Origin of the sequence: Paenibacillus aestuarii, assembly GCF_027789125.1 — a bacterium.
Lineage (GTDB): Bacteria > Bacillota > Bacilli > Paenibacillales > NBRC-103111 > Paenibacillus_E > Paenibacillus_E aestuarii.
Genome location: NZ_JAQFVF010000002.1, coordinates 137,725 through 150,262, shown reverse-complemented (window position 1 = coordinate 150,262; position 12,538 = coordinate 137,725). Strand labels below are relative to the sequence as shown.

Annotated in this window: 11 protein-coding genes and 1 other annotated feature; of the genes, 5 read left to right on the top strand and 6 right to left on the bottom strand. The window is 47.3% G+C overall.

Annotated elements, in window-relative coordinates; all coding sequences use genetic code 11:
* Window positions 1-152 precede the first annotated feature (152 nt).
* Both O9139_RS01070 and O9139_RS01065 read left to right on the top strand, forming a co-directional pair.
* Window positions 153-521 (top strand): phage holin family protein, encoded by a 369-nt coding sequence (locus O9139_RS01070; RefSeq protein WP_270877585.1) that lies wholly within the window; start codon window positions 153-155, stop codon window positions 519-521.
* Window positions 522-674: 153 nt separating this feature from the next.
* Window positions 675-1,052: a cupredoxin domain-containing protein gene (locus O9139_RS01065; RefSeq protein ID WP_270877584.1), complete on the top strand. Its 378-nt coding sequence runs from the start codon at window positions 675-677 to the stop codon at window positions 1,050-1,052.
* 59 nt (window positions 1,053-1,111) lie between these two features.
* Here the strand turns inward: O9139_RS01065 and O9139_RS01060 are convergent, their stop codons facing one another.
* From O9139_RS01060 to pheS, 5 genes are all read right to left on the bottom strand, one after another.
* The gene (locus O9139_RS01060; RefSeq protein ID WP_270877583.1) at window positions 1,112-1,681 is read right to left on the bottom strand and encodes an IS1595 family transposase; all 570 of its coding nucleotides are present in this window, start codon (window positions 1,679-1,681) and stop codon (window positions 1,112-1,114) included.
* 640 nt (window positions 1,682-2,321) lie between these two features.
* Window positions 2,322-2,870 carry a CvpA family protein gene (locus O9139_RS01055; RefSeq protein ID WP_270877582.1) on the bottom strand — a complete coding sequence of 183 codons (549 nt, stop codon included), beginning with the start codon at window positions 2,868-2,870 and terminating at the stop codon, window positions 2,322-2,324.
* Window positions 2,867-4,627: a cell division protein ZapA gene (gene zapA, locus O9139_RS01050; RefSeq protein WP_270877581.1), complete on the bottom strand. Its 1,761-nt coding sequence runs from the start codon at window positions 4,625-4,627 to the stop codon at window positions 2,867-2,869. The genes O9139_RS01055 and zapA overlap by 4 nt, the downstream gene beginning before the upstream one ends.
* A 94-nt stretch (window positions 4,628-4,721) precedes the next feature.
* A complete protein-coding gene (gene pheT / locus O9139_RS01045) occupies window positions 4,722-7,172 on the bottom strand; it encodes a phenylalanine--tRNA ligase subunit beta (protein ID WP_270877580.1) in 2,451 nt (816 codons plus the stop codon).
* Window positions 7,173-7,194: 22 nt separating this feature from the next.
* Window positions 7,195-8,229, bottom strand: coding sequence for a phenylalanine--tRNA ligase subunit alpha (gene pheS / locus O9139_RS01040; protein ID WP_270877579.1), 1,035 nt, complete (start codon window positions 8,227-8,229; stop codon window positions 7,195-7,197).
* A 58-nt stretch (window positions 8,230-8,287) separates the two neighbouring features.
* Window positions 8,288-8,535, bottom strand: a binding site (T-box leader).
* Window positions 8,536-8,743: 208 nt separating this feature from the next.
* On the opposite strand from pheS, the gene O9139_RS01035 reads away from it, so the two are divergent.
* Window positions 8,744-9,172 carry a MarR family transcriptional regulator gene (locus O9139_RS01035; RefSeq protein WP_270877578.1) on the top strand — a complete coding sequence of 143 codons (429 nt, stop codon included), beginning with the start codon at window positions 8,744-8,746 and terminating at the stop codon, window positions 9,170-9,172.
* 130 nt (window positions 9,173-9,302) lie between these two features.
* On the top strand, window positions 9,303-10,859 hold the full coding sequence (locus O9139_RS01030) for an MDR family MFS transporter (RefSeq protein ID WP_270877635.1): 1,557 nt from the start codon (window positions 9,303-9,305) through the stop codon (window positions 10,857-10,859).
* 50 nt (window positions 10,860-10,909) lie between these two features.
* Here the strand turns inward: O9139_RS01030 and lepB are convergent, their stop codons facing one another.
* Entirely contained in the window at window positions 10,910-11,431 is a 522-nt protein-coding gene (lepB, locus tag O9139_RS01025) for a signal peptidase I (protein WP_270877577.1), read from the bottom strand.
* A 168-nt stretch (window positions 11,432-11,599) separates the two neighbouring features.
* On the opposite strand from lepB, the gene O9139_RS01020 reads away from it, so the two are divergent.
* Entirely contained in the window at window positions 11,600-12,520 is a 921-nt protein-coding gene (locus tag O9139_RS01020; RefSeq protein ID WP_270877576.1) for an aldo/keto reductase, read from the top strand.
* The last annotated feature ends 18 nt before the right edge of the window (window positions 12,521-12,538 follow it).

Genomic DNA, 12,538 nt, shown 5'->3' with positions numbered 1-12,538 from the left:
TACGCTATATTATAAACCAAAGCGCAGGCGATTAGCTATGGAGACAATCATTATATGGAAGATGCTTCCTTCGATAATCTAAAAATGTTTCGGATACACTAAGTTGTGAACCCAGCTTTTACTGTGAATCCAAATCGAAGGAGGCAATCTAGATGCATCTTCTTGGACATCTCGTCAGATTTATCGTATCAGCTTTGGTATTAATGTTTGTCAGTTGGCTAGTGCCCGGGTTTCGCGTAGGAGGATTTTGGAGTGCTTTTTTCCTTGCACTCGTCATTGCAATCGCTGCATGGATTATTGAGGGAGTCTTCGGCAAGAAAATTACTCCCTTCGGGAGAGGAATCGTTGGCTTCATCGTGAGCGCCCTCGTTATCTGGCTGGCTCAATTTCTTGTTAGCAACGTCTCCACAAGCATAATAGGTGCAATCCTTGCAGCTCTAGTCATCGGGATCATCGATCTCTTCATTCCAGTGAAAACTCCTTTTGAACAGGGGTTAACCGGAAGAGAAGATCACCGATAAAGTTCAGCCTACAAAAAATCGGTCTGCAGCGATTCCATTCGCCGGGCCGATTTTTTTATGGCCAGCTAATTTCGTTTCACGAGTTTGTCACTTTATTTTCAGGTCTGCTCGTGTACAATAATCATGGATGGAATAAATTAGCGGAGGTTTGACATGAATAAAATACTTATCATCTTGATGGGCATTTGCTTGGCAATGGCACTTGCGGCTTGTGGAAGCAAAAAAGCTCAAGAAGCTCCTACTAACACGGATTCTGCCGCGGCAGGCGGACAAGCTGTTACAATTAAAGCAAGCAATTTTAAATTCGATCAAACCGAATATCACGTCAAAAAAGGCGAGCCTGTTACGATTACTCTTGATAATACTCAAGGTGCACACGGCGTATCGATCAAGGATTTTAAAGTAAGTTTGGATAGCACCAAAAAAACTTTTACTTTTACACCTGATAAAACCGGTTCTTTCCCCATTATCTGTTCCGTAATGTGTGGTTCTGGCCATGCGAATATGAAATCAACATTGATTGTTGAATAAGTAAATCATTTCACCTCTTCGCTTATGTGCGGGGAGGTTTTTTATTGGGTTGCATTAAGTCAATTCAACCGATGATAGCATTTCAAAAAGACTGGATATAACCTTACGGATAAAAAAGCTTTCATCCATTTAGCAAATTGATATTGTTTCGGAAACGCTTCGGCATTATTTTTTAAAAAATATGATATCTTTTGCTTCCGTTTCGTAGATTTTGTTACTTGATCGGTCTTATGCTGCTGTACACTTTTATCAAATCGCAGCTGCTCTTTTTGCAAGGCTAAGGCAACTTTTGCAATTAATAATTTTGCAGTACGGTAATTAATGCCCATCAATTCAGCAAAAGAAGTGACTGTGTGCCGATGACCATCCTGTATTAGAATTTGAATAGCTCGGAACCACACCAATAACGACAGCTTGGACTTATGCATGATTGTTCCTGCCGTTAATGAGATTTGAACCCTGCATTCCTTACATTCCAATAAGTTACGAGTTTGAATCTTATAGAAAGTATCATTATCGCAATTGGGACAGCAGAATCCGCCCGACCAGCGCTTTTTCATTAAATACCCTACGCAATCCGCTTCTGAGCGGAAGTCCAGCTGACTAGCATCATGCAAACTAAAAGTCACACCATTCACCTCCAAGAAACAAAACATTTGTTCGTATTTATATTATACAAAAACATATATTGAATGTAAAGTTAAATTTTGAATTATTATCCAATTTTTCAACCATTTGAAATGTTCAATTCGCGAAGCTTTTTCTGTGATATCTACAAGAGTTATTTGAATGTTGCTTCGAATGGCCGGTGCCGAAGGGACTTCATAGTTGTATCCCGCATATCTCCGCGCTAAGAGCTTGCGATTTAATGACCCGGTTGAAATTTGTAGATATCACAGAAAACGATTTTTCGAAAGTGTACTGCTCGGAGAAACGGCGTGGTTCGCGGGGGATACGCGTGTGTGGCAACGGGAGGGCATGTCGTGAGGCGCAGTATGGTGGGGTTGCAGGTGGCGATATGAGTTGGTGTATGGCAATGGGGGCTCATCGTCAGGCTTGTACGGTGGGGTTGCAGGTGGCGATGTAAGTTGGTGTACGGCAATGGGGGCTCGTCGTCTGAGGGGAGCAAGTTGGATAAGGTAAGGTGGAGTATGGGAATAGGACACATGTAAGGGAGTTGATTCGAATATACGGTATTGCGCGCGGCGCGCGGGCCGAGCACGACAAAAGCTGCCCCCACCATGTTCAAAGACTTGGAGAGACAGCTTTTTAAATAGGCAGGCTTTGCTTCCACAGATCTTGAAGTTTTCCTGCTATGTTCGGCAATTCATTAATCAAATACGGTGCGATGGAAGAGCTTGACATCAATTTCTGCATACCATCGGCTGGAACAATCGTCATCACATTGACGGCTATAATGACAATTAATAACGCTTCTGCCAGCCCCAACAAGGCCCCGCTCCAACGGTTGATTGCATTCAGACCAGGTACTTTGGCGATGAGACTAAGCGTCCTGCCAATAATCACCAATGCAACTTTAACACCAAAAAATAGAATGGCAAAGGCAATCGCATTGAGGATATAGGTATCCAGATTAAGCCCTTTGACAATGAATTCATACTTTTGATAGTTCTGATACGTAGGCAGAGATACTGCACTGCGAAGAACCGGCGCGAAGTCTTTATAAAAATAAAACGCAACTAAATAAGCAAGGATAAAACCTGAAATAGAAACAATTTGCGCGATGAAGCCTCTCAAATAGCCCAGCAGTAAACCTAGAGTTACTACAGCAATGATGACATAGTCTAAGCTGTTCATTGTTCAACTAGGTTGATCCACTCGTTGTACTCGGTCTGCAGCTTTTTGTATTCCTCAGTGAGCTCACGGTACTCCTCTTTCAGGCTATTGAGTTCTTCTTGCAACGCTTCATCATAGTTGCTTTGATTCATCAGGTTTTCTTTTTCTTGTTTATGCTGCTCGACCAAAGCTCTAATTTGCGCTTCAAATTGTTGGATGATCGTCGAACGCTGATCGTATAGAGCATTTAAAACTCTGCCTTGCTGCTCATCGAAAGTTTGCGCTACCGCTGCGATTTCTTCCTGATGCTTGATGGCCAGAGCTGCACTTTCTTTTTGATAATGATCAGCAAGATCATTCAACTCTATTTTATGCTGCTCTGAGAGCGCTTTGATGTCATTTGCATGCTGCTGAATCAGTTTTTCTTTATCTGCGGCATACTGCTTGATCTGCGCTTCCAGGCCTGTTTGATTCTTCAAATAAGAAGCTTCTTTATCCGCACAGTTTTGGCTAAGCTTGTCCATTTCCGTCAGGTGCTGCTGAATAAGAGCCTCTTTTTTGGCTGCATGTGCATTGTTTAATGCATCTTGTTCGTGTTGATAAGTTTGGATAAGCTTCTCTTTATCTGCAATAATTTGAGCTTGTAATTCAATCTCGTCGCGGAGCTGATCCTTGAGTGCTTCTTTCTCAGCTATAAGCCTGTTGATCTGTGATTCCAGATCCGTCTGGTGCTGTAGAATGAGATTCTCTTTTTCAACAAAATATGCGCTAGCAACTAGATCTAAATCGGCCTTGTGCTGTTCGACGAGAGCTTTATTCTCTGCTTGATATGTACTTGTTTCTTTATCCAGCTCTACGCGGTGTTGCTCAATAAGCGCTTTTTTCTCAGCTAGATGTGCACCCGTTTGTTTCTCCAGATCTGCACGGTGCTGCTCGATTAGCGTCTTTTTCTCAGCTTGATGCGCACCCGTTTGTTTCTCCAGATCTGCACGGTGCTGCTCGATTAGCGCTTTTTTCTCAGCTTGATGCGCACCCGTTTGTTTCTCCAAATCTGCACGGTGCTGCTCGATTAGCGCTTTTTTCTCAGATTGGTACGTGCCCGACTGTTTCTCCAGCTCTACACGATGCTGCTCGATTAGTGCTTCTTTCTCGGCTTGGTGCGCGCTTGCCTGCTCATCCAGATCAACGCGGTGCTGTTCGATTAGCGCTTCTTTCTCCGCTTGATGCGCACTTGCCTGTTCATCCACAGCGGCACGATATTGCTGCGTAAGCGCTTCAATCTCTGCTTTGTGGGCTTGAGATTGCAAGCTTTTATCGGTGAGATGATGTTGAGTCATCGCCTCGTTTTCCACTTTAAATGCTTGCAATTGCGTTTCTTTTTCATCCTCAAACTGCTTCAATAACGCTTCTTTCTCACCCAAAAGCTGTTGAATAAACGATTCTTGCGATTTGAATTTTTGCTCATGCTCCTGCTTCAGTTCATTGTACGAGTGCAGCAGCTTTTCATAGCCGGCTTGTGTGATTTCCTGCTCTTTTTGAGCTTTGGTTAGCTGATCCATAATTTCGTTCATACGGAAGCACTCATCAGCCATGTTCACAGCAGCCAATACGGCTATCCTCTGGGAGTCCAGGCGTGGATAACCTTTCGCAATTCGAAACATTTGATCGTTCACATACTCAGCTACACGCTTCATATAGCTCGGGTCCGTGCTAGCCATTAGTTTATATTGATTGCCATATATATCAACGGTAATTCTCACTTTATCTTCAGTACTCACTATGCGCTTTCCTCCCTTTAATTAAAAGGCTGGTCCTATCGACATCAATTCGATAGAACCAGCCTTTATTCCTGCCAATGTGTTAAAAGTCACACTATTTTCTTAACTCAGCCTGAAACTCCTGTTCAAGCGCCGCGACGACCTTGGCATGAAGTTCTGTAACCTCTTCATCCAGAAGCGTTCGCTCAGCGTGGCGGTACACGAGTGCGATGGCTACGCTTTTCCGATCCGCACCCAGACGCTCACCTGTGTAAATATCAAACACTTGAATGGATTCAAGCAATTCTCCAGCTACACGGCGGATTGTTGCTTCCATGTTGCCAACAGGCACGCTGGCATTCACAACTACGGCCAAATCACGGCCAATTGCCGGGTATTTAGGAAGCAGCTTGTAAACAATCGTATCGCCTGCAGCCGCGATAAGCGGTGCCAGCTCAATTTCAAGCACATACGTATCATCGAGATCACGCTGCTGCTGTAGAGCCGGGTGCAATTGACCCATACGTCCGATTAGTTGACTCTCATCGCCACTATTCAAATACAGCTCTGCCGTACGGCCTGGGTGATAGCCTTCTGGAGCTGCGGATACATACTCCAAGCCTTTTACGCCTAAGTAATCGACTAAGCGGTCGAAAACCCCTTTCAGGTCGAAGAAGTCAACGGACTCTGCTTTTTGCGCCCAGTGCGATGCACGGCGTTTACCCGTTATGGCGATGGCTAAGAGATGTTTTTCCTCTGGCAATACGGTAAGCGTTGTTTCTTCTGTTGTATACACTTTGGCGATTTCAAAAAGAGCTACATCGTCCATGCTGCGGTTGCGGTTATAGCTGATCACTTCCAGCAGATGCGGAAGCAGGCTGGTGCGCAGTTCGCTGCGATCTTCGCTCATCGGCATCGCGAGCGAGATTGGCTTGGATGCTGGGTACAGGCCAGGCAGCAGCGCAGTTTGGTCCGGGTGCGTGAAGGAATACGTAATGACTTCATGCAGCCCGCTCTGTGTCAGGAGATTGCGCGCGATGCGGCGAATCGACTGCTCTTTCGTTAATGAGCCTGGCGTCGTGACGCCGCTCATCAATGTTGTCGGGATGTTGTCGTAACCATAGAGGCGTGCCACCTCTTCGATCAAATCGACATCTCGGGAGATGTCACCGCGGCGGCTCGGCACGTGCACGAGCAGCTTGTTTTCGCCTGCCGGCTCACTAGTGAAATGCAAGCGCTCGATGATTTGGCTGATCTCGGTAAGCGTTAGCTCAGTGCCGAGATAGCTGTTAACGCGATCAGCGGCCAGCTCGATCGCGACCGGCTTGTGAGAGCCGGCGACAGCTTCTACGATGCCGTCAGCGATTTGTCCTGCTGCGTATTGGGCCATCAGGGCAGCAGCGCGGTTTAACGCCGGGAGCACAGCCTCCGGGTTCACTTCTTTCTCGAAGCGCAGGCTCGCTTCTGAGCGAAGCCCAAGCTGGCGCGAAGTACGGCGCACGGAGCTACCGGCGAATTTGGCCGATTCAAGCAGGATCCGCGTCGTGCTTTCGGTCACTTCGGAATTCGCGCCACCCATAACGCCTGCGATTCCGACTGGCTTCGTACCATCGGTAATCAGCAGCATATGCGGCTCGAGCGTACGCTCCACGTCGTCCAAGGTCACCAGCTTTTCGCCTGGCTGCGCAAGGCGTACATCGATGTGACCATTATGCAATTGATCCGCATCAAAAGCGTGCAGCGGTTGACCATACTCCAGCATCACGAAATTCGTGATGTCGACAATGTTGTTGATCGGGCGGATTCCCGCCGCCATCAATCGGTTTTGCATCCACAGCGGCGAAGTGCCTACGCGAACGCCTTCAATCAAACGAGCAGCGTAATGCGTACATTGCTCGGTTGCCGTAATATTTACGCTGATGCGATCAGCAGCTTTTACATTTGCATTTGAAGCCTTCAAGATCGCTTCCGCATCTGGCAGCTTCACGCTGCGGCCCAGAATCGCGGCGATTTCATAAGCGGCGCCGAGCATGCTTAAGCAATCGGAGCGGTTGGGCGTCAAATCCAGCTCCAGCACTTTGTCATTGATGGCCAGTACATCAAGGATAGATTGACCCACTTCCGTCGCTTCCGGAAGAACAAGAATGCCTTCTTGGATTTCTTTTGGCAGTAGCTTATCGTTCAGTCCCAGCTCTTTGGCTGAGCAAATCATGCCTTGCGACTCAACGCCGCGCAGCTTGGCGCGTTTGATTTGCAATCCGCCCGGAAGCACTGCCCCGACAACGGCTACAGGCACTTTTTGTCCGGCATCGACATTTTTGGCGCCACATACGATTTGCAGATCTTCGCCCTGTCCTACGTCAACAATACAGACGCTTAGTTTATCCGCGTCAGGATGCTTTTCGCGGGATTTGACGAACCCGACCCAAACATTCGTTACACCTTTGTTACGATCTTCAACGATATCCACTTCGATTCCGCTGCGAGTCAGCTTTTCCGCCAATTCCTCCGCTGAATATCCGGATACATCTACATACTCCGATAACCACTGATAAGAGACCTTCATCGTTTCACTCCTCCGCTTCCTATTACAAATGCAAGAACTGCTTCAAGAACCGCAGATCGTTCGTATAAAAATGACGAATATCATCAATGCCATATTTCAGCATGGCAATCCGCTCAACGCCCATACCGAATGCAAAACCTGTATACTCCTTCGGATCGTATCCGCCCATTTCCAATACGCGCGGATGCACCATACCGGCCCCAAGGATTTCCAGCCAACCTGTTTGCTTGCAAGTTCTGCAGCCTTCGCCGCCGCACATCGCACAGCTTACATCCACTTCTACGCTTGGCTCTGTGAATGGGAAGAAGCTAGGACGCAAACGAATCCGCGTCTGTTTGCCGTACATTTCCTGGACGAATTGCAGCAACGTGCCCTTCAGGTCGCTCATACGAACATTGCGGTCGATAACCAGACCTTCGATTTGCGTAAACATGTGGGAGTGCGTCGCATCATCATCATCGCGGCGGAACACTTTGCCTGGGCAAATAATTTTGATCGGCACTTCACCTTTGCGCTTCTCCATCGTTCTGACTTGTACCGGAGATGTTTGCGTACGCATCAGAATCTCTTCTGTTATATAGAAAGAATCCTGCATGTCACGCGCCGGATGATCTTTAGGCAAGTTCAGCGCTTCGAAGTTGTAGTAATCCTGTTCAATCTCAGGACCTTCGGCAACGGTGTAACCCATACCAGTAAAAATATCTTCAATCTCCTGGATGACTTTGCTGAGCGGATGCACAACACCCTGCTGGGATGGACGGCCCGGCAATGTCACGTCGATCATTTCTGCACGCAGACGTTTCTCCGTCTCTTCCTTCTGGTACGCCGCTTGCTTCTCTTCAATTACGTTTTCGATCGCCGCACGAACATCGTTGGCTACCTGGCCGATAATTGGCCTTTCGTCAGCGCTTAAAGCTCCCATGCCGCGTAAAATCTCGGTCAACGGACCTTTTTTACCTAAATACTTAATGCGCAGATCGCTCAGCTCCTGCTGGCTTTGCACACTGCTTAGCTCTAGAAGCGCTTCTTGCTTCAAAGCTTCCAAACGCTCTTTCATCGACAATCCCTCCTGATTTTACCGGTAATAAACGCAAAAAAGGCTCTTTCATCCCCTGACAAGGGACGAAAAAGCCGTGGTACCACCCTAATTAGATACGCGCATAACGCGAATCTCACTTCATTCAGATAACGGACAGATTTGTCCGGTTCCGTCTACTTAGAATTGCACTTGTTCAGGCCGTTCTGTTCAATGGACTGCTCGGGAGCGAACTTCGGCAGCCTGATTCCCGGGGATAGCTCTCAATCTTCGGCTTTCCCTCCCTGTCAAGAAGCACTGCGTACTCTTCTCCGTCAACGCATTTACGTATATTTATCAGTTATTATATGCAAGATACGCTTGATATGCAAGATGACCTTCCATCACTTTCTGAAAATTGCAGAAAACAGCAGATTGACAGTGTACAATTATTGTTTTATTATTTAGTTAAATAGTTTAATAATTTTATTATATAAAATTTACTTAATTTAAGTATTAATCAATCAAAATACTTTGTCCATATAGGAGGGATGCTATGGATGAGATGCTGCTAGCTTATACGGATCGATTCCGAACTGCGTTCGAATTAACCCATCGAAAGCTGGGCCAGACGGTTTTTGCTAAGTTGGAGTCGGATTTGACGATGCCGCAATTTTTTATGCTCTATATGATTCGCAAGGAAGGTGCGCCTAAGCAGTCCCAGCTCGCTGACAAGATGGGCGTAAAACCAAGTGCTATTACCGTTATGATTGATAGACTTGTTCAAAGCGGACACGTGATTCGCAAACATCATGAAACAGACAGGCGCATCGTTCTCGTCGAATTGACTGAGCTTGGCGAAGAAGTGCTGAAAAAAGCGGAGAAGGTCCACAAGGAAGTAACTGCAAGCGGCATGTCTCAGCTTTCTCTCGAAGAGATGCGCATTATGGTTGAAGCTTTCGAAAAGCTTGCTGCCTATTATTAACGATTATTTTTCACGAAAAGTGAGAGAAACTAAATAAAAAGGAGTGTTGAAAGTGGAGAACCTACACCAACCAGAAGAAAAACCGCTCGAAGCCGCTGAAACACCCGCATTTAAGAACCGCGGTCTTCTCATTACAGGTTTGATCATCGCCATGCTCTTCGGGGCCTTGGACGGCACGATTGTCGGTACGGCCATGCCGCGTATCGTCGGTGAGCTGGGCGGATTAAGTTTGATGGCTTGGCTAACTACAGCTTACATGTTGGCCTCAACGGTCGTCGTTCCTATCGCCGGTAAATTAGCAGACTTGATCGGACGGCGTGTAGTCTATGTCACCGGTTTGGTTATCTTTATCGGCTCCTCGGCGCTCTGCGGTTTGTCACAGAACATCACAGAGCTTATCTGGTTCCGTGCCCTGCAAGGTTTGGGCGGCGGTATTATGATGCCGATGGCTATGATCATTATCGGGGACTTGTTCACCGGTAAACAGCGTGCCAAATGGCAAGGTGTATTCGGGGCGATTTTCGGCTTATCGTCCGTGATCGGCCCACAAATCGGCGGCTGGATCGTCGATGCGTTGAACTGGCGTTGGGTATTTTATATTAATCTTCCAGTTGGTATTATCGCTGTTATTCTCATTGCTTTTGCCTTGCCGAAACATAAAAGAGTCGGTGGTGTCAGCATCGATGTACCCGGGATTATCACTATGGTCGTCGGAGTTGTCAGCTTATTGCTGGCCCTGACCTTTGGCGGTAAAGACTATCCATGGAGCTCATGGCAGATTATCGGTCTGTTCGTATTAGCCGTCGTGTCTTTGGTTGCTTTTGTCATGATTGAAAGCAGATCCAAGGAACCGATTCTTCCTGTACGCTTGTTTAAAAACCGAACATTCACCACCATCAACGGAGTCGGTTTCCTAATGTCGATCGGGATGTTCGGGGCGATCATGTTCGTGCCGCTGTTCATGCAAGGCATCGTGGGCATCAGCGCCTCCGCCTCCGGTACAGTGATGACGCCGCTCATGGTGACGATGATTATCGCAAGTATGGTTTCCGGTCAGTTGGTTTATAAAATCGGCGTTCGCACACAAATGTTTATCGGCATGGTGGTGATGGCCGCGGGATTCCTGCTGCTAGGCACAATGGGCATCGATACGACGAAGCTGATGGCTTCCAGCTACATGGTCGTGCTAGGTCTGGGCATGGGGTTAGTAATGCCGATCCTGACACTGGCTTTGCAAGAAAGCTTCCCAAAATCCGAGCTTGGGGTCGTGACTTCTTCCAGCCAATTCTTCCGTCAAATCGGGGGAACGTTCGGGATGACCGTCCTCGGTGCGATTATGAATCACAAATCATCGGTGCTGCTGGAGCAAAATTTATCGCCTGTCGTGAAACAGCTGCCTCCGCAAGCTAGCGAAATGGCGAATCAAATGACACATTTGATTCAGACGAACCCGCAAGGCCTGTATTCTTCGCTGCTCAGTCCGGAAACATTGGCGCAAATGCCGAAGGAATTCGTCCAAAATATGCTGCCGATCATCAAGGACGCTCTGGTTGTATCGCTTCATTCCGTGTTCTACTTCGGACTTATTTTTGTGATTCTGGGCGCCGTGCTGACGTTCTTCATTGGCAAGATTAAAGTGTCCGATCGTAAAGGCAAACAGCACGAAACGCAGCCTGAGATTGCTTAACCATAAACCAAAAGGTCACCATCCAATTCATGGAAGGTGACCTTTTGTCATTATTCAATCTTGCCGATATGGCTGAAAGGGAATAAGCGGAACACAGCTTTCCCGATTAGATTTTTCTCCGGTACGAACGGGGTTGGCCACAGATGAGAATCATAGCTATCATTGCGATTATCGCCAAGGAAAAAATATTCGCCTTCAGGCACAGTCACTTTCTTAAATGTATAAGCCATCGGCGTCTTCACATACGGCTCATCGACCTTTTGTCCATTACGATATAGCGCTCCGTCTTTGATCTCGATGGTGTCGCCTGGCAAGCCAATCAATCGCTTGACATAGCGGTCTTTATTATCAGCCAGCGGCGGCCAAAATACAACGATATCACCGAACTTAAAATCTGTTAGAGCCTTCATCTTCTCTACAACAAGCTCGTCCTTCAGCTGAATGGTCGGCAGCATCGAGCCTGTTGGAACTGTCACCGCCTGGGCGACATACGTATTAATGACCAGAGCCAAAATCACGGCGAATGCTATGCTGGGCACCCACTCTTTCAAAAATCGCAGGATGGACTGCATCTTCTCTCCACCTTTCTTTGTCTGGGACAATTCTTTACAAGAATAGACGAAATCGCCGACCGAAACATTAATATAAAATAAATAATCGCTCTCTCAGTTTCCTTTTGACATGGAGCAAGCTATAGCGTTTAATGAATTTGGATACCTTAATAAAGGAGAGTGTTCTTTATGAAATATCGCAGACTCGGAAAAACGGACTTGAAAGTTTCCATCGTGGGTGTCGGTACTTGGCAATTTGGCGGTGAATGGGGTCTGGACTATACGCAAGCTGAAGCGGATGCCATTCTGGACCAAGCTGCCGATCTCGGCATCAACTTGATTGACACCGCGGAATGCTACGGAGATCACTTATCCGAATCGTTTATCGGCAACTACTTGTCGCGGCGCAAACGTGAAGATTGGGTCGTTGCTACGAAATTCGGCCATCATTTCCATGAGCGCTTTACGCGCACGGACGCTTTTCAAGCTGAGGATGTCGTGAAGCAGCTAGATGCATCCTTGAAAGCTTTGCAAACGGATTACATAGATTTATATCAATTTCATTCCGGACCGGATGCCCTGTTCGATAACGATGACTTATGGACAACGCTCGACAAACAAGTTCAAGCAGGGAAAATCCGTCATCTCGGCACATCGATTGGCAGCAATGCCAACATCCATCAGACTGATGCCTCAACCAAAGTCAATTCGAAGGCGATTCAAGTTGTTTATAACCGTCTGGACCGGGCGCCGGAAGAGCTTGTGTTCCCATCTTGCCAGCGTCAAGATTTGGGCGTGCTCGCCCGCGTCCCTCTGGCCAGCGGCTATTTGAGCGGCAAATATAAGCCGGGCGCTATTTTTGACAGTACGGATGTCCGCCACCGCCACGATCAAGAATCGACGCGCTTGAAGCTGGAAGAAGTGCAGCGGATTCAACGCGAAGAAGTGCCTGCGGGCATGGATATGGCCAAGTGGGCCTTGGCCTGGTGTTTGAAGCATGACGCGGTAACTTGTGTCATCCCAGGCTGCAAGAACCCGCAGCAAGTTATTGCCAACGCTAGCGCGACGGAGCTAATCAGCGATAATCATCCGCAAGCTTGGAAAGCCTAAGACAGGAGCGACAATATC